The organism is Micromonospora sp. NPDC048907 (genome assembly GCF_055586885.1).
Genome location: NZ_JBVJHI010000003.1, coordinates 152,069 through 172,605, shown reverse-complemented (window position 1 = coordinate 172,605; position 20,537 = coordinate 152,069). Strand labels below are relative to the sequence as shown.

At 73.1% G+C, this 20,537-nt stretch carries 19 protein-coding genes and 2 tRNA genes; 13 read left to right on the top strand and 8 right to left on the bottom strand.

Going from position 1 to position 20,537, the window contains the following annotated elements; translation table 11 throughout:
* The first annotated feature begins 26 nt into the window (after window positions 1-26).
* Complete coding sequence (nudC, locus tag ACZ6PY_RS10315; RefSeq protein ID WP_466071027.1) at window positions 27-974, top strand: NAD(+) diphosphatase; 948 nt, start codon at window positions 27-29, stop codon at window positions 972-974.
* Window positions 975-1,274: 300 nt separating this feature from the next.
* Here the strand turns inward: nudC and ACZ6PY_RS10310 are convergent, their stop codons facing one another.
* The 3 genes from ACZ6PY_RS10310 to ACZ6PY_RS10300 form a co-directional block, all read right to left on the bottom strand.
* On the bottom strand, window positions 1,275-1,544 hold the full coding sequence (locus ACZ6PY_RS10310; RefSeq protein WP_466072046.1) for a hypothetical protein: 270 nt from the start codon (window positions 1,542-1,544) through the stop codon (window positions 1,275-1,277).
* A 209-nt stretch (window positions 1,545-1,753) separates the two neighbouring features.
* Window positions 1,754-1,984: a DUF397 domain-containing protein gene (locus ACZ6PY_RS10305; RefSeq protein ID WP_466071025.1), complete on the bottom strand. Its 231-nt coding sequence runs from the start codon at window positions 1,982-1,984 to the stop codon at window positions 1,754-1,756.
* Between the two features lie 72 nt (window positions 1,985-2,056).
* On the bottom strand, window positions 2,057-3,037 hold the full coding sequence (locus ACZ6PY_RS10300) for a helix-turn-helix domain-containing protein (protein ID WP_466071023.1): 981 nt from the start codon (window positions 3,035-3,037) through the stop codon (window positions 2,057-2,059).
* Between the two features lie 203 nt (window positions 3,038-3,240).
* On the opposite strand from ACZ6PY_RS10300, the gene ACZ6PY_RS10295 reads away from it, so the two are divergent.
* Window positions 3,241-4,506: an MFS transporter gene (locus ACZ6PY_RS10295; protein WP_466071021.1), complete on the top strand. Its 1,266-nt coding sequence runs from the start codon at window positions 3,241-3,243 to the stop codon at window positions 4,504-4,506.
* Between the two features lie 57 nt (window positions 4,507-4,563).
* Here ACZ6PY_RS10295 and ACZ6PY_RS10290 read toward each other — a convergent pair whose 3' ends face one another.
* Complete coding sequence (locus tag ACZ6PY_RS10290) at window positions 4,564-4,806, bottom strand: mycoredoxin (RefSeq protein WP_254334953.1); 243 nt, start codon at window positions 4,804-4,806, stop codon at window positions 4,564-4,566.
* Window positions 4,807-4,897: 91 nt separating this feature from the next.
* Here ACZ6PY_RS10290 and ACZ6PY_RS10285 point away from each other — a divergent pair, with 91 nt between their 5' ends.
* The 3 genes from ACZ6PY_RS10285 (at window position 4,898) to ACZ6PY_RS10275 (ending at window position 7,943) form a co-directional block, all read left to right on the top strand.
* Entirely contained in the window at window positions 4,898-7,057 is a 2,160-nt protein-coding gene (locus ACZ6PY_RS10285) for an ATP-dependent DNA helicase UvrD2 (protein ID WP_466071018.1), read from the top strand.
* 130 nt (window positions 7,058-7,187) lie between these two features.
* Window positions 7,188-7,442 carry a hypothetical protein gene (locus tag ACZ6PY_RS10280; protein ID WP_262284865.1) on the top strand — a complete coding sequence of 85 codons (255 nt, stop codon included), beginning with the start codon at window positions 7,188-7,190 and terminating at the stop codon, window positions 7,440-7,442.
* Between the two features lie 135 nt (window positions 7,443-7,577).
* Window positions 7,578-7,943: a WhiB family transcriptional regulator gene (locus ACZ6PY_RS10275; RefSeq protein WP_151462818.1), complete on the top strand. Its 366-nt coding sequence runs from the start codon at window positions 7,578-7,580 to the stop codon at window positions 7,941-7,943.
* Between the two features lie 294 nt (window positions 7,944-8,237).
* On the opposite strand, the gene ACZ6PY_RS10270 is transcribed toward ACZ6PY_RS10275, so the two are convergent.
* From ACZ6PY_RS10270 to ACZ6PY_RS10260, 3 genes are all read right to left on the bottom strand, one after another.
* Window positions 8,238-9,584 carry an ABC1 kinase family protein gene (locus ACZ6PY_RS10270; protein WP_466071016.1) on the bottom strand — a complete coding sequence of 449 codons (1,347 nt, stop codon included), beginning with the start codon at window positions 9,582-9,584 and terminating at the stop codon, window positions 8,238-8,240.
* Window positions 9,585-9,594: 10 nt separating this feature from the next.
* On the bottom strand, window positions 9,595-10,707 hold the full coding sequence (locus tag ACZ6PY_RS10265; RefSeq protein ID WP_466071014.1) for a TOMM precursor leader peptide-binding protein: 1,113 nt from the start codon (window positions 10,705-10,707) through the stop codon (window positions 9,595-9,597).
* A gap of 180 nt (window positions 10,708-10,887) precedes the next feature.
* Window positions 10,888-11,055 (bottom strand): DUF5679 domain-containing protein, encoded by a 168-nt coding sequence (locus tag ACZ6PY_RS10260; RefSeq protein WP_012014940.1) that lies wholly within the window; start codon window positions 11,053-11,055, stop codon window positions 10,888-10,890.
* A gap of 477 nt (window positions 11,056-11,532) precedes the next feature.
* Between ACZ6PY_RS10260 and ACZ6PY_RS10255 the strand changes: the two genes are divergently transcribed.
* Together ACZ6PY_RS10255 and ACZ6PY_RS10250 are read left to right on the top strand one after the other, a co-directional pair.
* Window positions 11,533-12,063, top strand: a complete 531-nt coding sequence (locus tag ACZ6PY_RS10255) for a M48 metallopeptidase family protein (protein WP_466071012.1) — start codon at window positions 11,533-11,535, stop codon at window positions 12,061-12,063.
* 263 nt (window positions 12,064-12,326) lie between these two features.
* Window positions 12,327-12,929 carry a hypothetical protein gene (locus ACZ6PY_RS10250; protein WP_466071011.1) on the top strand — a complete coding sequence of 201 codons (603 nt, stop codon included), beginning with the start codon at window positions 12,327-12,329 and terminating at the stop codon, window positions 12,927-12,929.
* 167 nt (window positions 12,930-13,096) lie between these two features.
* Here the strand turns inward: ACZ6PY_RS10250 and ACZ6PY_RS10245 are convergent, their stop codons facing one another.
* Window positions 13,097-14,299 carry a zinc-dependent metalloprotease gene (locus ACZ6PY_RS10245; RefSeq protein WP_466072044.1) on the bottom strand — a complete coding sequence of 401 codons (1,203 nt, stop codon included), beginning with the start codon at window positions 14,297-14,299 and terminating at the stop codon, window positions 13,097-13,099.
* 184 nt (window positions 14,300-14,483) lie between these two features.
* On the opposite strand from ACZ6PY_RS10245, the gene ACZ6PY_RS10240 reads away from it, so the two are divergent.
* The 6 genes from ACZ6PY_RS10240 to ACZ6PY_RS10215 all read left to right on the top strand — a co-directional run bounded on the left by ACZ6PY_RS10240 (window position 14,484) and on the right by ACZ6PY_RS10215 (window position 20,521).
* Window positions 14,484-15,497 carry a YlbL family protein gene (locus ACZ6PY_RS10240; protein WP_466071009.1) on the top strand — a complete coding sequence of 338 codons (1,014 nt, stop codon included), beginning with the start codon at window positions 14,484-14,486 and terminating at the stop codon, window positions 15,495-15,497.
* Between the two features lie 123 nt (window positions 15,498-15,620).
* Entirely contained in the window at window positions 15,621-18,629 is a 3,009-nt protein-coding gene (locus ACZ6PY_RS10235; protein ID WP_466071007.1) for a UPF0182 family membrane protein, read from the top strand.
* Window positions 18,630-18,778: 149 nt separating this feature from the next.
* Window positions 18,779-19,288, top strand: a complete 510-nt coding sequence (locus ACZ6PY_RS10230) for an RNA polymerase sigma factor (protein WP_466071006.1) — start codon at window positions 18,779-18,781, stop codon at window positions 19,286-19,288.
* Entirely contained in the window at window positions 19,278-20,198 is a 921-nt protein-coding gene (locus ACZ6PY_RS10225) for a hypothetical protein (protein WP_466071004.1), read from the top strand. The genes ACZ6PY_RS10230 and ACZ6PY_RS10225 overlap by 11 nt, the downstream gene beginning before the upstream one ends.
* 50 nt (window positions 20,199-20,248) lie before the next feature.
* Window positions 20,249-20,322 (top strand) — tRNA-Met (locus tag ACZ6PY_RS10220).
* A gap of 125 nt (window positions 20,323-20,447) precedes the next feature.
* Window positions 20,448-20,521: transfer RNA gene (locus tag ACZ6PY_RS10215), tRNA-Met, on the top strand.
* Window positions 20,522-20,537: the final 16 nt, after the last annotated feature.

The window sequence follows — 20,537 nt, the reverse complement described above, 5'->3', positions numbered from 1 at the left end:
CCGCAGTCCCGAACGGAAGAAGGCGCATGACCGGCGAGCCCGCCCCACCGCTGGCCCGGACCACGCTGGACCGGGCGGCGCACCGGCGGACCGACCCGGACTGGCTCGCCGAGGCGTGGGAGCACGCCCGGGTGCTCGTGCTGGACTCGACCGACGACGGCCGCGCGCTGGTCCGCGGCGTGGCGGCCCCGCCCGAGCTGGTGCTGGTCGGCTCCGGCGAACTGCCCGAGGTGCCCCGGTCGGTGCCGATGTTCCTGGGCGTCGACTCGGACGGCGTACCGGTCTTCGCGGTGGACGCGCCGCTGCCGGAGCTGGCCGGCACCCGCCGGGTCAACCTGCGCGAGGTCGGCCACCTGCTGACCGACCGCGACGCCGGCATCTTCACCACCGCGCTGGCGCTGCTCAACTGGCACGTCCGGCACGGCTACTCGTCGTCGACCGGCCAGCCGACCGAGGTGGACGAGGCCGGCTGGTCCCGGGTCGACCCGGGCGGCGGCCGGATCTGGCCGCGCACCGACCCGGCGATGATCGTGCTGGTGCACGACGGCGTCGACGGCCCGGACGGCCGCTGCCTGCTGGGCAACAACGCCACCTGGCCGCGCACCCCGGGGGAGCGCCGCTACTCCTGCCTGGCCGGCTACGTGGAGCCGGGCGAGTCGGCCGAGGCCGCCGTGCTGCGCGAGGTCCGCGAGGAGGTCGGCGTCGCGGTCGAGGAGATCGGGTACGCCGGCAGCCAGTCCTGGCCGTTCCCCGGCTCGCTGATGCTCGGCTTCCTGGCCCGCGCGGACGCCGACGCGCCGATCCGGGTGGATCCCGCCGAGATCGCCCACGCCCGCTGGTTCACCCGGCGGGAGATCGGCGCCGCGCTGGCCGACCAGCCGGTTCGCGTGGACGGCGGCGACCGCCTGCTGCTCCCGCCCCCCTCGTCGATCGCCCTGTTCCTGGTCCACCGCTGGCTCGACGGCCACTGCTGACCAGCGACCTACCGACCAGCGATCTGCCGACTCCAAGATCGCTCGACCGACCCCGGTGATCATGAAGTTAGCGCCGACAAATCGGGCTAATTTTGCCGCTAACTTCATGATCACCGGGGCGACCGGGGCGACCGGGCGGCCGGGCGACCGGGCGGCCGGGGAGGTCGGGGCTGGATGTGGTCCCGGCCCGGACCGTCGTTGCCGCGGCGGTCGCGGGCCGGGAACACGGGCCGTCGTGACCGGTGAGGCGTGGAACGCGGCGGGGGAGCCGGTCCGGTCGCGACGGACGTCAGAGGCGGGTCAACTGCTGCCCCACTGGTAGGGGTGACCCGGGTGCATCTCCTCGATGGGCAGCACCTTGACCCGGTGCCGGCCGGCGCGGACGGCACCCACGGTGGACAGCGCGCGGGCGAGCAGCAGTGCGGCGTCGCGGTCCTCGGCGTGGACGACCTGGCGGCGCGGTTCCGGCGCGCTGGTCTCGTCCCGCAGCCGACCTCCATCGGCCCAGGCGGCGGCGATGTCGGTGTCGGCGGCGGCACGGATCTCGGTGCGGACGATCAGGAACCGCATGGTGTCCCCCGGTGCGGACGGACGGATGCAGGCTGCAACTTCCACGTCACTCATGCGTCATGTTACGCCCGTCAGCCGTCCCAGCAAGTGAAACTCGCCTATCGATCGCGGCGTCGACCGATCGGGTGACCCCAGGTCAGCACGGTTGTCGAGCATGGACGCGCAAGGGGCCGCCGGCGCCACGCCGACGGCCCCGGAAGCTCGCCGGATCAGTTCAGGTCGAACTGTCCGTTCTTCGCGCCGGCGATGAAGCCGAGCCAGCCGGCCCGGTTGAACAGCAGCACCGGACCGCGCGGGTCCTTGCTGTCCCGCAGGGCCACCGCCTCCGGCCCGGTGCGCAGCGGCGCGACCTCCACGCAGTTGGAGGTCTGGCTGCGGGTGCTCTTGCGCCAGGCGGCGCCGGCGAGCCGCTCGGACGAGCTGTTGCGGATCTCGTTCATGGTTCTGCTCCTGGTCTGGAGTGCTCCGATGGGGACGAGTGACGCCGCGGGCCGCCGGACCGTCCCCGTCGATCACCGGTCCGTCGTCAGGCGCCCCGAGTCGCGGCGGCGCTGGGTCGGCGCCGTTGCCGGCCCGAACGCCACTGTGGACTCGGCTGCCGTGCCGGTCAGCCGTCCCGTCGCCTCGATCAGCCAGGAGAGGGTGTCCGATGCGGAGAGCGCCGCCGAGCTCAGCCACTCGAACACCACTTTATAGCGATTTAGGGTGTTTGCCTCGGTTGACATGACGTCGGTGAACCCACCTTCGATGGCCAGCGTCTCCGGATCGAGCGGATCGGCGAACCGGTAGACCGAGAAGGCGGTCGGCGGGAGGTACCAGTCACCGACCCGGGTGTCCCGCAGCAGCAGCCGCAGCGTCACGTTCGGCAGCAGGGCCAGCTCGCAGAGCTGGGCGATCTGCTCGTGCAGCACCTCGGGTGGCCCGGCCCGGCCGCCGAGCGCCGCCTCCTCCAGCACGGCCGTGTAGCGCGGCGCGTCGGGGGAGCGGGTCAGCAGCGACTGACGGGCCTGTCGGGCGCGTACCTCGGTCTCCGGGTCCTCGATCTCCAGGTCGCCGGCCTCCTCGGCCACCTGGGCCGCGGACATGATCCGGTGCCGGGCGTACCCGGGGGTCTGCAACAGCCCGGGCACCAGGACCGGGTTGTACTCGGAGATCTCCGCGCAACCCGCCTCCAGCTCGGCGAAGGCGCGCTGCTGCTGGGTCATGACCGGGAAGTTGCGCAGCCAGCCGCGCATGTCGCCGGCCTCCTGGGTGATGCCCAGCAGCTCCTCGCGCAGCTCGTCCGGCGCGCCGTAGAGGGTCAGCAGGACGCCCACGTCGTCCGGGTCGGGACGGCTGCGGCCGTTCTCCAGGCGGGACAGCTTGGACGCGGAGGCCCAGCCGATCCGCTCGATGACCTGGTCGCCGGTGAGACCGGCCTGTTCGCGGAGCCGGCGCAGCTCGATGCCGAGCCTGCGGCGGCGCAGGATCGGACCTGGTGCGGCAGGAGGCACGGTGTCCTCTTTCCCGTCGACCGTCGCAGGACGCGACGGTAACTGTATGAAATTCGCCCCCCACGGTCAGTATGGACGGCGCGACCGGTGTCGGAGGGTCCGGCGGGGGCGTGTCACGCGACAAAAAGAGGACTGTGGAGGGGTGCCTTCACCGGCGCCCGCCCCGACGCGCCCGTTGGCGCACCCCCGCCGGAGGGAACCCGATGCGCACCGTCCTGCGCCGCCCCGACTTCCGCCTGCTCTTCGTCGCGCTGCTGGCGAGCATGGCGGCCGAGTCGATCCTGCTGCTGGCCCTGGCCGTCTGGGTCAAGGACCTGACCGGCTCGGACGGCATGGCCGGCGCGACCATCTTCGCGGTCATCGCCCCGATGGCGCTGGCCCCGATGGTGGGATGGGTGGTCGACAGGTGCCGCCGCCGCCCCTTCTTCGTGGCCGCCAACCTCGGCGCGGCCGTGCTGCTCTGCCCGCTGTTCGCGGTCCACGACCGCGCCGACGTCTGGGTGATCTACGTGGTGGCGGCGCTCTACGGGCTGTCGTACATCACGGTGAACGCGGTGCTCAGCGGGCTCATCCGGCACCTGGTGCCGAGCGACCTGCTGGCCGACGCCAACGGGGTGCTGCAGACCGTCCGGCAGGGGCTGCGGCTGGTCGGCCCGCTGGCCGGGGCCGCGCTCTACGCCGCGGTCGGCGGCTGGCTGCTGGTCACCCTGGCCATGTCCGGCTTCCTCACGGCCGCCGCGGTCGTCGGCGTGCTCCCGGTCACCGAGGCCGCACCGGCCCGGTCCGCGCGCCGCTGGCCGGCCGGGCTGGGCGCCGGGCTGCGCCACCTGGCCGGCGACCCCGCGCTGCGCCGGGCCCTGCTCGGGTACGGGCTGGGCTCGCTCATGATGGGCTTCACCGAGTCGCTGATCTTCGCGTACGTCGACCTGGGGCTGGGCCGGGACGCCGCGTTCGTCGGTGTGCTGGTCACCGTGCAGGGGGTCGGCGGGCTGGTCGGCGGGCTCGTCTCGGCCGCCGTGGTGCGCCGGTCCGGCGAGGTGGGGGCGCTCGCCGCCGGGGTGACGTTCTTCGGGCCGGCCGCGCTGGCGCTCGCGTACCCCCGGCTCTGGCTCGGCGTGGTGGCGCTGCTGCTGGCCGGGGTCTCGCTGCCGCTGACCATGGTCGGGCTGAACACGCTGATCCAGCGGCGGACCCCGCCGGGGCTGCTGGGCCGGGTCGCCGCCGCCGCGGAGGCGCTGGTCAGCGGCCCGCAGGCGGTCTCCATCGGCGCGGGCGCGCTGCTCGTCGGCGTCTTCGACTACCGCCTGCTGTTCGCCCTGGTCGGGGTGGCCACGACGGCCGCCGGCCTCTACCTCTGGCGCGGCCGCCGGCTCACCGCGCCCCAGCCGGTCCTGGTCCACGTTCCGGCCCCGCGCCGCCCGCTCGACCACGAGGTGCTCGCCGCACCGCGCCGGCACCGGGCGCCCTGAGACGCGACAGCGGCCGCCCCCGTCCGGGGGCGGCCGCTGTCGGCCGGGTGCGGCCGGTCAGCCGGCGATGCTGGTCAGGTGCTGCTTGACCTGGACGATCGACGGGTTGGTCAGGGCGCTTCCGTCGTCGAACCGGAGCGTCGGGACAGTCTGGTTGCCGCCGTTGACGCTCATCACGAACTCCGCGGCCTTCGTGTCCTGCTCGATGTCGACCACCTCGTACGCGATGCCCTCCCGGTCGAGCTGCGACTTCAGCCGGTGGCAGTAGCCGCACCACGAGGTGGAATACATCGTCAACATGGTCAGGTCCTCCAAGGGGTGACTCGCGCCCGGTCCGATCAGGCCAGGCTAATGGCTGCAACATCACCGGAGGCTGGAATGATTCCTCGCTGTGGTGGTTCACTCAGCGGCGGAACGGGTGCTCGCCGGCCTCGACCCGGAGCAGCGGTCCGCGGTGACCGCCCCGGCCGGCCCGGTCTGCATCCTGGCCGGCGCCGGGACCGGCAAGACCCGGGCGGTGACCTCCCGGATCGCGCACCGGGCGCTCACCGGCGACATCGCCGCCCGGCACGTGCTGGCCGTCACGTTCACCGCCCGCGCCGCCGCCGAGATGCGGGCCCGGCTCACCGGGCTGGGGGTGGGCGGCGTCCAGGCCCGCACGTTCCACGCCGCGGCGCTGCGCCAGGTCCGCTACTTCGCGCCCCGGCTGCTGGAGGGCCGGGCCATGCCCGAGTTGCTGGACAGCAAGGTCCGGGTGGTCACCCTGGCGGCCGCCAAGGTGGGTCTGCGGACCGACCGGGCCGCCGCCCGGGACCTGGCCGGGGAGATCGAGTGGGCCAAGTCCTCGCTGGTCGAGCCGGGTGAGTACGTGGTGGCCGCGGCCAAGGCGCTGCGTGAGACCCCGCACGAGCCGGCGAAGGTGGCCGAGGTCTTCGCCGCGTACGAGCGGCTCAAGCGCGGCAACGGCGTGATCGACTTCGAGGACCTGCTGCGTGCCGCGGTGTGGGGGATCGAGGAGCACGCCGACGTCGCCGAGCAGGTCCGTGGCCAGTACCGGCACTTCGTGGTCGACGAGTACCAGGACGTCAACCCGCTCCAGCAGCGGCTGCTGGACGCCTGGCTCGGCGGCCGGGACGACCTCACCGTGGTCGGCGACGCCAGCCAGACGATCTACTCGTTCACCGGGGCGACCTCGTCCTACCTGATCGACTTCCCGCGCCGGCACCGCAACGCCACCGTGGTCCGGCTGGTCCGCGACTACCGCTCCACCCCGCAGGTGGTGGGGCTGGCCAACGCGGTGATCTCCCAGGCCCGGGGGGCGGAGGCCCGGCTCCGGCTGGAGCTCCAGGGCCAACGCCCGCCCGGCCCCGAACCCGAGCTGCGGATCTTCACCGACGAGCCGGCCGAGGCCAACGCGGTCGCGGCCCGCTGCCGGGCGCTTGTCGACGGCGGCACCCCGGCCCGGGAGATGGCGGTGCTGTTCCGCACCAACGCGCAGTCCGAGGCGTACGAGAAGGCGCTCACCGAGGCCGCGGTGCCGTACGTCGTGCAGGGGGCGGAGCGCTTCTTCGAGCGCCCCGAGGTGCGCCAGGCCATGATCGCCCTGCGCGCCGCCACCCGGTCGATCCCGGGGGAGACCCCGCTGCCGGCCGCCGTCGTGGAGGGGCTCGCCGCGGTCGGCTGGGCTCCCGACGCGCCCCCGCCCGGCGGGGCCGCGCGCGAACGGTGGGAGGCGCTCGCCGCGCTGGTCCAGCTCGCCGAGGAGTACGCGGCGACGCCCGAGGTGGTGCCGATCGGCGAGGCCGCCGCGATCGAGCGCCCGGTCACCCTGGGCGACTTCAACGAGGAGCTGGCCCGGCGGGCCGCCCAGCAGCACGTGCCCACCGTGGAGGGCGTGACGCTCGCCTCACTGCACTCGGCCAAGGGCCTGGAGTGGGACGCCGTCTTCCTCGTCGGGCTGGCCGAGGGCACCCTGCCCACCACGTACGCGAAGACACCCGAGCAGGTCGAGGAGGAGCGGCGGCTGCTCTACGTCGGGATCACCCGGGCACGGGAGTGGCTCTGGCTGTCGTACGCGGCGGCCCGCTCGCCCGGCGGCCGGGCCCGGCGGCCGTCCCGGTTCCTGCCCCAGCTGGACCGTTCCGGCGGCGGGGAACGGGCCGGCGCGGGCACGGGCGCGGCCCGGCGCACCGAGCGGCGGCGCGCCCAGGTGGTCTCCTGCCGGATCTGCGGCGCCACCCTGCTCGCCGGGGCGGACCGGAAGCTGGGCCGCTGCCCGACGTGTCCGTCCGATCTGGACGAGGAGCTGTACGAGCGGCTGCGCGAGTGGCGGCAGCGGGTGGCCGGGGCGCAGAAGGTGCCGGCGTACGTGGTCTTCACCGACGCCACGCTCACCGCGCTGGCCGAGCGGAAGCCGGGCCGCACCGAGGAGTTGATCGCGATCGCCGGGATCGGCCCCCGCAAACTGGGCCTTTACGGCGATACGGTGCTGGCCCTGGTGGCCGGTGCGGGGGTGGACGAGGTCTGCCCGCAGAAAAGTTTCGAAATCTAGCCGTAAATCGTTTGCCCTCGCCCCGAGGCGAGGAATAGCCTCAGGACACACCTCGCGAGCGGCGCCATTCTGGCTGCTCACGGGGGATGAGTCCAAGGTCGGCACGAGGAAAGACAGGGAGGTGGCACCCGTGGAGATCTTCACCTATGAGCGTCCGGCGGCGATGCCAGCTGCCTGCGCTCCGCTGTCGTCCGTCCGGGTGGCCCTTGCCGCTCGACCGTCGACTCCCCAGGTGCACCAGGCCCAGGTTCAGGCCGAGCTGAACCGGACCGTGGCGCCGCTGGCGGGGATCGAGGGGACCAGTGGCTTCACGGGCATGGGCATCGATGGCGCCAAGAAGCGCACGGATGTCCGCGGCGTTCCACCTCGAGGTAGACCGGTCTGATCCACCAGACCACCGGCTCACCTCGAGGCCGCGGAACCCGCATACCGGGATCCGCGGCCTCAGTTTTTTTGCACCGCCGTAGTGCCGTCAGGAATGCGATCCACGAGATCGAAGTGAGAGAGAGGTGACCGGAGGATGAGTCTGGCGTTGGCCCCACTCGACGTGAGCGTCGAGGTGGAGGCGAACCTGCCCTGCCGGAAGTTCGACCCCGACCTGTGGTTCTCCGACTCGCCTGCCGAGCTCGAGCTGGCCAAGTCGCTCTGCGGGGACTGCCCGCTGCGCGTCGAGTGCCTCGCCGGCGCGGTGGAGCGGTCCGAGCCGTGGGGCGTCTGGGGCGGCGAGATCTTCGAGCGTGGCGCGGTCGTCCCGCGCAAGCGGCCCCGTGGCCGTCCGCGCAAGGAGGACCTCGCCCGTGACGCCCAGCTCCGGGTCGAGGCGGAGGCGCGACTGGCGGCCAGTGGGCTGTCCGAGTCGCGGAACTCCGTCCGGCTGGCAGCCTGACACAACCCCGTTCCAACGTCCCCGCCGGTGAACCCACCGGCCGCGAGAAAGCCGACATCGATGCTGCACCTGCCGAATGGAACCGAGATGCAACTACTCCACGAAGCGTTGTCCCGGGCTCGAATGCGCCGGCCTCAGGCCGGCACCACCACGAGCACTGAGGCAACCCGTTCCGCCCGTACCGTCGCCATGCGTGGCCGCAGCCAGTCGGCCCGCGACCTGGGCGCTCTCTAGATCCCTACACCACGGAAGGGGCGGTGACCGGATGGTCACCGCCCCTTCGGCGTGCGTCGGTCAGCTCACCGGGGCGAAGCCGGGCAGCCAGCGCTCCAGGATCGCCCGGTAGGGCGCCTTCGCCTCCAGCTGGCAGAGCACCCCGATCGAGCCCAGCGTCACCCGGTGGATCATCAGGTACGACGGTGGCAGGTTGAGCTGCCGGCTGAGCTGGTAGGTGGGGGAGCGCGGGCTGGCCAGCCGGGCCGCCTGCGCCCGCAGCCACGCCCGGGTGAAGCGGAACTCGTCCGCGGCGATCGGCTCCAGCATCGGGCGGAGGAAGTCCAGCACCCCCTCGGCGTCGATCGGCTCCGTGGGGCTGACGAAGCCCTCGTCGCGCAGCCCGGCCACCACCCCGTCCGCGTCGTCGCGCAGCGCCAGAGCGGCGATCCGGCCGATCGGCTCGGGGGTCCCCTCCGGCATCCGGGCCACCGCGCCGAAGTCGATCACGCCGAGCCGGCCGTCGGGGAGCAGCCGGAAGTTGCCCGGGTGCGGGTCGGCGTGCAGCAGCCCGGCACGCATCGGCGCGGAGAGGTGCAGCTCGGCCATGAGCCGCCCGGCCTGGTCGCGCTGCTCCTCGGTGCCCTCGCGGATGATCTGCGACAGCGGGGTGCCCTCGACCCATTCGGTGATCAGCACCCGGGGCGCGGCGTCGAGCACCTCGGGGATGTAGATGTCCGGGTCGCCGGCGTACGCGGCCGCGAAGGTGCGCTGCGACTCGGCCTCCAGCTCGTAGTCCAGCTCCTCGGTGATCCGCTCGCGCAGCTCGGCCAGCAGCGGCTTGACGTCCAGCCCGGGCTGGATCGCGCGGAACATGCCGCCCAGCCGGGAGAGCTGCTTCAGGTCGGCGAGCAGGGCGTCCCCGGCGCCCGGGTACTGGATCTTCACGGCCACGTCCCGGTGGCGCGGGCCGCCGTTCGGCCCGTAGCCCGGGTCGCGCCAGACCGCGCGGTGCACCTGGCCGATGCTGGCGGCGGCGGCCGGGGTGTCGTTGAACTCCACGAACCGGTCCCGCCAGTCCGGCCCGAGCTGCTCGGCGAGCACCTTGTGCACGGTCGCCGCGGGCAGCGGCGGGGCGGCCTCCTGGAGCTTGGTGAGCGCCTGCCGGTAGGGTGCCGCGATCTCGTCCGGCAGCGCCGCCTCGAAGACCGACAGGGCCTGCCCGAACTTCATGGCCCCGCCCTTGAGCTGCCCGAGCACGCTGAACAGCTGCTCGGCGGTGCGCTGCTGGATCTCGGCGGAGATGACGTCGGACGCGAGCCCGGTGACCCGCTTGCCCATGCCGAGGACGGTCCGACCGGCGAAGCCGAGCGGCAGAGCGGCGAGCTTGGCGGTCCGGGACACGGCCCGGCGCGGGATGTCGGTCACCCGGTCATTGTTACCGACTCGGCGGCCCCGCTGCTGCTGTGCGGCCGGGAGCGGGTGCGGCAGACCGGATCGGGCGACGACCGGAGCATCCGCAGGAAGGGTGCGGCGGCCACCGGCGATGCCGGAAGCGACCGACCTGCCCGATTTCGACGGCGCAGCCGAGCGTTTCCGGGGTGCCCCCGTCGAGGTGGGTCAACGCCTCGGCCGCCGCGTAGGCCGCCGCGGCCAACCGGGTGGTGGTCGCGCAGACCCGGTCGCCGGCACCGGCCGCGAGCTGGGCGGCGAGGACCGGCCAGTCCGGATCGCGGTCGGTCCGGTGCAGGTCGAGGCAGCGCAGGCAGGGTCCCGCCGGCGGGCGGACCAGCGGACCGATCACCGGCACGCCCCCGCGCAGGTCGACCAGGAGGTGGGGCTGGCGGCGGCGCGCGTAGCCGGTGGCGAGCAGGGGCGCCGGGCGGTCGACGCCGAGCTGGACCACCAGGTCGGCCCGGCCCGGCCGCAGCGGCGCGGTCGCGGTGCCCGGTGCGCACCGGGCCAGCGCCGCGCGTACCGCCGGCGCCAGCGGGCGGCCCAGCTCCGCGCCGGTCAGCCCGGTGCCCACCAGGTCACCGGGGCGGACCGGGCCGGCCAGGTCGGGTACGACGTGACCGACCCCGGCCTGCGCCAGCGCGACCGCGATCGCCGCTCCGAGCCGCCCGGCCCCGGTGACCAGCACGCGTGCCGCCCGGCGGCGGCGCAGCAGCCGGGCCGGCGTGCCGGGCAGGGCGGGCGCGGCCAGGGCCAGGGCGTCGGCCTCCCCGGTGAGCCGGGTCCGGACCGGCCCGGTGAGGTCGCGGGGGAGCAGGCTCTGCGCGGGTACGACGAGGGCGGCGGCCCGGAGCGTGTCGAGCAGCAGCCGGGCCTCGGCCGGCGGGACCCGCGCGGCGGTGGCTGCCGCGAGCACGGCGCGCTCGCTCCGGGTGCCGTCGAGCAGGTCGAGCAGGCGGGCGGCGCCCGGGCTGGTCAGCTCCAGCAGCACGGCCGGGCCGGGTTCCACCCCGAGTTGGAGGGTGTGCCGGTCCCGCCACAGCCGGGTGAGGCCGGGCAGCAGGGTCGGACGGGCGAGGGGCACCGGTTCGGTCACACCACGAATGGTGACCGTGTCCGCGCTCTCCGTCGATCGTTGTCCACAGGTGCGCCGGGCCGTGGCCAGCGTTGTCCACAGGAAAACCCGGGTTTTCCACAACCGGCCGGTAGCCGGTGTCGGCTACACGACGGGGGAGGGGTGGCGGTCGCCACCCCTCCCCCGTGCGACCCGGTCGGGTCAGACCTTGGCCTTGCCGAGGATGCGGTTCACTGTTGTGCCGCACACCGGGCACTTGCCCTTGGCCATGTTCATGCCGGTCTTCGAGACCTCCACACGGCCCTCGAAGTCCCGCTTCTCCTTGCACTTCACGCAGTAACCGTTGTAGGTCTGGGCCTGGTCGGCCACGGTAGCCCTCCTCGTCTCGTCCACCGGACGCCTCCGGCGGGTTTCCCTGCGGCGGGCCACGGGTGGCGCCGGCGCCGGGGGGTTCTCCGCGATCACGCACGTGACCGCTGGTTGGCGGACCCTACCCAGGTCTGGGCGGTTCCATGTCAGCTGTGCGTCGACTCTGTGAGCAAGTCGACGTCGAGAGTGTGCATGCCGCGTTACGTCGGATAAGTCAGTTTCGCGGGGACACGCCGGGTGAATGCCCTCAGATCCCCCTTCGGGGCGGCCCACCGCGACAGCTCGTCCGTAGATCACCTAACGTTGACAGGGGCCCGCAGGTGATGGTCAACTGCCGCCGCAAAGAAATTTTTCAGGACTCCTGACGACCAACCGCCATTTTCCGGGCGCGTGTCGTCGTGTTGACTCTTGCGGACCCCTGGTCAGTACGCATTAGCTTTCCCTCGTGACAGTCATCCGAGGCTGCGCGGACCAGTGATGGCCGGGACGCGGAAGCCCGTCGTCGAAGTACGGCGCAGCCAGCGCCGGCGACGCACGGTGTCCGCGTACCGCGACGGTGAGCGCGTCGTCGTGCTCATCCCGGACCAGTTCTCCCGTGCCGAGGAGAGCGAGTGGGTCGACCGGATGCTGGCCCGGCTCGCCGCCCGTGAGGGCCGGCTCGCCCGCTCCGACGCCGAGCTGCTGGCCCGGGCCGCCCGACTGATCACCCTCTACCTGCCCGAGCACGCGCGGGCCGCCGCCCCGGCCAGCGTCCGCTGGGTGACCAACCAGAACGGCCGCTGGGGCTCCTGCACCCCCGCCGACCGCACCATCCGGATCTCCCACCGCATCCAGGACATGCCCGAGTGGGTGATCGACTACGTGCTGCTGCACGAGCTGGCCCACCTCATCGTGCCCAGCCACAACGGCGAGTTCTGGGCCCTGGTGGCCCGCTATCCGAAGAGCGAACGCGCTCGCGGCTACCTGGAAGGCGTGGCGGCGACCACCGGCGTCCCCCTGACCGACTGACGCCCCCGCCCCACCGCTCCCGCCCCCACCGCTCCCGCCGCCTCCGCCCCTCCGCCCATCTGCCCTTCCACTCCTCACCCCTCAGCGTCGATCATGAAGTTAGCGGCGCGATTCGCCCGCTTTGTCGCAGCCAACTTCATGATCGACGGCAACCGACGGCATCCGACGGCAACCGACGGCAACCGACGGCAACCGACGGCATCCGACGGCGATCGACGCCGCGCCGGCGGGCCGGCGGTGGGTGGCGGGGTTAGGGTCGTCGGGTGGCTCGACGTGTGGTGGTGGCGTTGCTCGGCCCGGTCAGGTGGACGCCGCCGGGGATCGATCCGGCCCGGTGGCGGAGCGCGCTCGCCGAGGACGTGGTGGACCTGCTGGCCACGCTGAACGAGGTGGAGACCGCCGTGGCGGTGACGCCGGAGGACCGCTGGCTGGCCGACGCGGTGGTCTGGCCCGGCACGGCCGTGTACGAGGTGCCGGAGCCCACCCCCGGCGCGGTGTTCGCCGCCCTGGCCGGCTACGACCAGGCGGCCGTGGTGGTCGCCGACGCGCCCGACGTGCCGGGGCTCACCCTGGGCAAGCTGCTCCGGCCGCTGTCCAGCCGGCCCGTCGCGGTCGCACCTGTCGAGGGGAGCGGCGCGGGGCTGCTCGGCGTGGCGGCCCGGCTGCCCGTGCCCGACTGGTTGCCGGCGCTCGACCTGGACACCGCCGCGCCCACCGAGGTGCGTGCCGCCGCCCCGCGTCCGGGAGACGTGGCGGTCACCGCCGGCTGGCGGCGGCTGCGCGGCCCGGCCGACCTGGCCACGCTCGACCCGGCCTTCGAGGGCTGGGAGGCGACCCGGGCACTGCTCTCCGGCCGGCCCGCCTGACGCGTACGGCGGGTGTTGGCCGCTGCGTCGGGGGGAGCAGAGCGGGGGCAGGTCGGACGCTGGTGTGGCGTCGAGGGCTGCACAGCGGTCGAGGGCTGCAGAGCGGGAGTGGGCGGACGCGCCGGGGCCCGCACGAGTGCTCGTGCGGGCCCCGGGGGACGTGCGGCTCAGGACTTGTCGTCGTCCTCGCCCCGGGCCTGCTCCTCCGGCGCGCCGGGCGCGGTGAAGTCGAAGTTCGCCAGCTCCTCGTCCAGGTCGCTGGTGGTCGCGGCGAACGCCTCCGGGTTGGCGAAGTCCTCGTCCGACGGGAGCAGGTCGGGGTGGCCCCAGACCGCGTCCCGGCCGGCGATCCCGCGGTGCTCGGTGAGCGCCGACCAGAGCACCGTCGCCTCGCGCAGCCGGCGCGGCCGCAGCTCCAGGCCCACCAGGGCGGCGAAGGTCTGCTCGGCGGGGCCACCGGCGGCCCGGCGGCGGCGGAACGCCTCGCCGAGGCGGACCACGTTCGGCAGCCGGTCACCCGCGGCGCTGTCCACCACGTGGCACACCCAGCCCTCGACCAGGGCGAGCACGGTCTCCAGCCGGGCCAGCGACGCCTTCTGCGCCGGCGTGTCCTCGGGCGTGAAGATGCCCTCCAGGGCGATGGCCTGCATCGACTCCGGGTCGGTCGGGTCGACCCGGCCCATCGCCTCCTCGATCGCCTCCCGGTTGACCCGGATGCCCGCCGCGTAGTTCTCGACGGCGGCGAGCACGTGCCCGCGCAGCCACGGGACGTGCTGGAAGAGTCGCTGGTGGGCGGCCTCGCGCAGGGCCACGTAGAGGCGGACCTCGTCCTCGGGCAGCTCCAGGCCCTCGCCGTACGCCCGGATGTTGGCCGGGATGAGCGCGGCGGTGCCGGCGGGGCCGAGCGGCAGGCCGATGTCGCCGGCGGAGAGCACCTCGGCGGCGAGCGAGCCGAGCGCCTGGCCGAGCTGGCCGCCGAAGAGCGCGCCGCCCAGCGTGGCGACCATCGACTGCATCGGGCCGAGCTGGGCCCGGGCCTCCGGCGGCACCAGGTCGCCCATGGCGCCGACCATCCGGCTGGCGACCGGGTCGCAGAGCTTGCGCCACACGTTGAGGGTCTTGTAGATCCACTCGTTGCGGTTCCAGGCGACCGAGGTGCGGATGCCGGTGGGCCACGAGGTGGCCGGCTCCAGCCAGAGGTCGGCGATGCGCAGCGCCTCCTCCACCGTGTTGCGTTCGAACGGCGAGACCGCCGGGTCGCCGGCGGCGGCGAGCTGGCTCGCGGCGACCTGCCGGGCGAGGTCCCAGTTGACCGGTCCGCTGCCCGGCGCGGAGAGCAGGTGCTGCAACTGCGACATGAACTGCTGCATCTGCGCGGGATCGTTGGGGTCTGGTGGTTGCCCACCCGGGAGCGCGAAGCCGAACGGAATATCAGGCACGACGTCTACGGTACGCGGGCCGCGCCGCAGGTCGCGCGCGTCGGCGTTGCGCTGAGGGCGAAGTCCTGCGGTCACCGCGCCGGACGTTCCGGGCCGGATCGGTACGCTCTGGCGCATGAGACGTCGCGGCGTGACCGTACTCCTCGGTGCACTGCTCACCGCCCTGCTCAGCGTCGGCGTGCTGAGCGTGCCGATCCCGTACGTGGTGCTCGGTCCCGGCCCGACGGTCAACACCCTGGGCAGTGAGAACGGCAAGGAGATCATCCAGGTCACCGGCCGGGCGACGTCCACCTCCGCCGGGCAGCTCCGGCTGACCACGGTGGGTGTGCAGCCGACGGTCCGGCTGCGCTCGGCGCTGGCCGGCTGGTTCTCCTCCGACGAGGCGGTGGTGCCGCGCGAGCTGGTCTACCCGCCGGGGGAGTCGCAGGAGGAGGTCGAGCAGCGCAACGCCGAGGACTTCCAGAACTCGCAGACCAGCGCCGAGACGGCGGCCCTGCGCGAGCTGGGCTACCCGATCCGGGTGCTGGTCAAGACGGTCACCGCGGGCGGCCCGTCGGTCGACGTGCTCAAGCCCAACGACGTGATCACCTCGGTCGACGGGCAGCCGGTGTCCAGCGCGGCCCGGCTCACCGAGCTGATCCGCGCCAAGCCGGCCGGCACCGAGCTGAAGATCGGCTACACCCGGGCGGGCGCGCCGGCCACGGCCACGGTCAAGAGCCGCGAGCAGGACGGCCGGCCGCGGATCGGCATCGAGATCGACCAGCAGCAGCCGCACCCGTTCACCCTCAAGATCGACCTCGGTGACATCGGCGGTCCCAGCGCCGGGCTGATGTTCGCCCTGGGCATCGTCGACAAGCTGGAGCCGGCCGACCTGACCGGCGGGAAGGTGATCGCCGGCACCGGCACCATCGACGACGAGGGCCGGGTCGGCCCGATCGGCGGCATCGCGCAGAAGCTGGTCGGCGCCAAGCAGGCCGGGGCGAAGGTCTTCCTGGTGCCCGCCGACAACTGCGCCGAGGCGGTCCGCAACCCGCAGCCCGACCTGCCGCTGCTCAAGGTGGCGTCGCTGGACGACGCGTTGACGGCCCTGGAGAAGCTCCGCGCCGGGGGGCAGCCGACCCGCTGCTGACCGGGCGCGCAGGGCCGCCGGACGATCGTGACGTGACCTTGACCCGACGTGTTCAGGAACACCCCGTACTCTGGGTGCCTGGTCGGAGCCGATCACATCGAGCGTGCGGAGCCAACAGTGGTCATGCGTAGCAGCCCCCTTCCGAGGATGAGCCGGCGCGGACGCGTCACCATCGGAGTTCTGATCGGGGTGTTCGTGCTCTTCACCCTGCTCGGGTGGGGGGTCAACGCGTGGACGGACTGGCTCTGGTTCGACGAGGTCCGCTACACCCAGGTCTTCACCGGCGTGCTCGCCACCCGGCTGCTGTTGTTCCTGGTGATCGGGCTCGGCATGGCGGTGATCATCGCCGGCAACCTCTGGCTGGCCCACCGGCTGCGGCCGCAACTGCGCCCGCACTCCGCCGAGCAGGCCACGCTCGAGCGCTACCGGATGGTGCTGAGCCCCCGGCTCGGCACCTGGATCGCCCTGGCCTCCGCGGTCATCGGGCTCTTCGCCGGCCTCTCCGCGCAGAGCCGGTGGGGCCAGTGGCTGCTGTTCCGCAACGGCGGCAGCTTCGGCGTGAAGGACCCGGAGTTCAACGTCGACATCGGCTTCTACGTGTTCCAGCTGCCGTTCTGGCGCTACCTGCTCGGCGTCGGCTTCACCGCGGTGGTGCTCGCCCTGCTCGGCGCGCTGGCGGTGCACTACATCTTCGGCGGGGTGCGGCTGCAGGGCGTCGGGGACCGGATGACAAACGCCGCCCGGGCCCACCTGAGCTCGCTGGTGGCCGTCTTCGTGCTGCTCAAGGCCATCGCGTACGTGCTGGACCAGCGGGCCATGCTGCTGGAGTACAACGAGGGCGCCAAGCTCTACGGCGCCGGTTACGCGGACATCAACGCGCTGCTCCCGGCCAAGGAGATCCTCGCCTGGATCGCCGTCGTGGTGGCCGTCGCGATCATCGTGTTCTCCAACGCGTGGATGCGGAACCTGGTCTGGCCCGGCATCGCGCTCGCCCTGCTCGGCGTCTCGGCGGTGGCGATCGGCGGCATCTACCCGTGGGCCGTGCAGACCTTCGAGGTCAAGCCGAGCGCCCGGGACAAGGAGGCGCCGTACATCGAGCGCAGCATCAAGGCGACGAGAACCGCCTTCGGGCTGACCGACACGAAGAACACCGCGTACGCGGCGAACAACCTCGTCCCGCCGGCCAACCTGGCCACCGACACCTCGGTGGTGCAGAACGTCCGGCTGCTCGACCCGCAGCTGGTGTCCGAGACGTACACGCAGCTCCAGCAGGTCCGCGGCTTCTACGACTTCGGCCCGAAGCTGGACATCGACCGGTACGCGGTGAGCGGCAAGACCTCCGACTACGTGGTCGGCGTGCGGGAAATCAACTACGACGAGCTGACCCCGCAGCAGAGCAACTGGATCAACCGGCACACCGTCTACACCCACGGATACGGCCTGGTCGCGGCGCCGGCCAACCAGGTCTGCGGCAACGGCACGCCGTACTTCGTCTCCGGCTTCCTCGGTGGTGCGACCAAGGAGGAGGTGCAGGCGTGCACCTCGCCGACCGAGCAGATCCCGGCCCAGCAGCCGCGGATCTACTACGGCGAGCGCATGAAGGCCGACGACTACGCGATCGTCGGGCAGACCGGGGACCGCGACGTCGAGTTCGACAAGCCGACCTCCAGCGGTGGTGAGCAGTACTACACCTACAGCGGCGAGGGCGGCGTCGAGATCGGCTCGTTCCCCCGCCGCCTGCTGTACGCGATCAAGGAGCAGGAGTCGAACTTCCTCCTCTCCGAGGCGGTCAACGACGACTCCAAGCTGCTCTACGTGCGTAACCCGCGGGACCGGGTGGAGAAGGTGGCGCCGTTCCTGACCCTGGACGGCGACCCGTACCCGGCGGTGGTGAACGGCCGGGTCCTGTGGATCGTGGACGGCTACACCACGGCGGCCACCTACCCCTACGCGGAGCGGGTGAACCTCCAGGCCGAGACGGCCGACGAGCTGACCGGCCGCGGCACGTTCCAGCTGGCCCGGGAGAACGTCAACTACATCCGCAACTCGGTGAAGGCGACGGTCGACGCGTACGACGGCACGGTGAAGCTGTACGCGTTCGACGACGCCGACCCGGTGCTCAAGGCGTGGAACAAGGCCTTCGGCGGTGACCTGGTGCTGCCCAAGGGCGACATCCCGCCGGAGCTGGCCGAGCACTTCCGCTACCCGGCCGACCTGTTCAAGGTGCAGCGCAACCTGCTCGCCCGGTTCCACGTCACCGACCCCGGCGACTTCTACTCGGGCCAGGACTTCTGGCAGGTCCCGAACGTGCCGGACGCCCCGGACAGCGGCGCGAAGCAGCCCCCGTACTACCTGTTCACCCAGTTCCCCGGGCAGGAGGGGCCGCGCTTCCAGCTCACCTCGGCGGTCACCCCGAACCGCCGGGAGAACCTGGCCGCGCTGATCTCCGGGTCGTACGTGAACGGGCGGCCCCAGCTGGAGGTGCTGGAGCTGCCGGACCAGACCCGCATCTCCGGGCCGGTCCAGGTGCACCAGCAGATGACGAACAACGGCGACATCCGGCAGCAGCTCAACCTGCTCTCGTCGGGGCAGTCCCAGGTGCAGTACGGCAACCTGCTGTCGCTGCCGTTCGGCGACGGGATGCTCTACGTCGAGCCCGTCTACGTGAAGAGCAACAGCCAGAACGCGTTCCCACAGTTGCAGCGGGTGCTGCTGTCGTACGGCGACGGCGGCTCGTACGTGGTACTGGCGAACAACCTCAGCGACGGCATCAAGCAGCTCGTCGAGCAGGGCAAACGGGCCCCCGGCGGCGCGCCGCCCAGCTCGGGCGGGACGAGCCCGCCGACCGGCGGCACCGCCCCGCCGACCGGCGGCACCACCCCGCCGGTGCTCACCGGTGAGCTGGCCCAGGCGGCCGGCCGCGTGCAGAGCGCGATCACCGAGGTCAAGGCCGCCCAGGCGTCCGGCGACTTCGAGCGGTACGGGCGGGCGCTGAAGACGCTCGACGAGGCCATGTCCGCGTTCCAGGAGGCGCAGGCGGCGGCGAACCAGTCGCCCGCCCCGGGCCCCAGCGGCAGCCCTCCGGCGTCGCCGCCGGCCCCACCCTCGTCGTCCCCGACACCGAACGGCTGACGCCGAGCCGACCACGCGAGCCCGTGGTCCGCGACCCCTGAGGGTCGTGGGCCGCGGGCTCGTGTCGCGAACCGGACGGAACACCCGCAACCTCGTGCCCGCTTCCACCGTCATCAGAGCAGGTGGGCGTGAGGGGAGGCGGAGTCCAGATGCGCGACGCGAACACGTTCGACGACTTCTACCGCAGCACGTCGGGGCGGGCGCTCCGGTACGGCCGCGCGGTGGCCGACGACGCCGGTGACGCCCAGGACCTGGTCCAGGAGGCGTACGCCCGCGCGTGGCGGCAGTGGGGGAAGCTGGCCGACCATCCCGCGCCCGAGGCCTGGCTGCGTCTGGTGATCAGCCGGTTGGCCACGGATCGCTGGCGGCGGCTGCGCGGCTGGCGGCTCGCGGCCAGCCGTACCGGCCCGCCGGCCGACGTGGGGCCACCCGGCGAGGACACCGTGCTGCTGGTCGGGGCGCTGCGGCAGCTGCCGGCCCGGCACCGGCAGGCCCTCGCCCTGCACTACCTGTTCGACCTGTCGGTGGAGGAGATCGCCCGGGAGGCGGGTGTCCCCACCGGCACCGTGAAGTCCTGGCTGTCCCGGGGCCGGGCCCGGCTGGCCGAGCTGCTGCCCGGCGTGGCCGCGGAGGAGCTGGAGGTCAACGATGTCGCGTGAACTGACCCGCCTCTACAGGGCGCTCGCCGTGGACACCGACGAGCGGGTGCTCCCGGGCCCGGACCGGGTGCGCCGGTATGCCGACCGCCGGGCGCGGCAGCGGGCCGTGGTGGGTGCGCTGGCCGTCGCCGCCCTGGTCGCCGGCACCGTCACCGGGGCGCAGCTGGTGCTCGCCGCCGGGCCGGACGCCGAACCGGCGCCGGCCACCACCACCGAGAGCCCGTCGCCGTCGCCCACCCCGACCCCGCCCGCGCCGCTGCCGAGCCGCACCTCTCCGGCGCCCTCCACGCGTGTCCCGGAGGCGCCCCCGAAGACGAGCGCCCGGCCGCCGGACCCCGGCCCGACGAGCATCCCGGACCGGGCCTTCTTCACCCTGGCCGCCGCGAACGACACGGGCATCGGCGACCAGTTCATCCCCGGACCGGTTCTGCCGGCGCTCTGCGGGGCCAGGCCCGCCGAGGCGGGGACGGTCACCCGCCGCGCGCGCAGCCTGCCGTTCAAGCTGACCGGCACCCCGAAGGGGTACGTCCCGGACGGGAGCTACCGGCACAGCATCACCATCTACCGTCCGGGGCGGGCCGACGACGCGCTGGCCGAGCTGCGGGAGGCCGTGCGTGACTGCCCCGAGCAGCCGGTCCCGGACACGTCCGGGGTGACGCAGCGCCAGCGCCTGCTGGGCGACACCGGGTACGGCGACGAGTCGGTGCTGTTCGAGACCCGGACGCTGTCGCGGGACGTGAACGGCGACCCGACCGGCGGCGACGAGGTGCACCTGGTCCGCGCGATCCGCTCCGGCGACGTGGTCACCGTGGTCTGGGAGCAGGGCTGGGAGGGCACCTCGACCGAGCGCGCCCGGTTCGACGCGGACAGCCGTCGGGCGGTCGAGGCGATCCGGAGGTGGCTGGCCTGACGGCCCGTTTTGCGCCCCGTGGGGCCCGTGCGCTACGGTTAACGAGCCGACGCGGGGTGGAGCAGCTCGGTAGCTCGCTGGGCTCATAACCCAGAGGTCGCAGGTTCAAATCCTGTCCCCGCTACTCGTTCACGAAAGGCCCCGGAGGGAACTCCGGGGCCCTTCGCCATGACGGGTGCGGCCCGGCGCGGCGGATCGGGGAACCCGGCTGATCTCCACGACGGACATGAGATAGGCTGTACAAGCCGACGCGGGGTGGAGCAGCTCGGTAGCTCGCTGGGCTCATAACCCAGAGGTCGCAGGTTCAAATCCTGTCCCCGCTACTCGTTCACGAAAGGC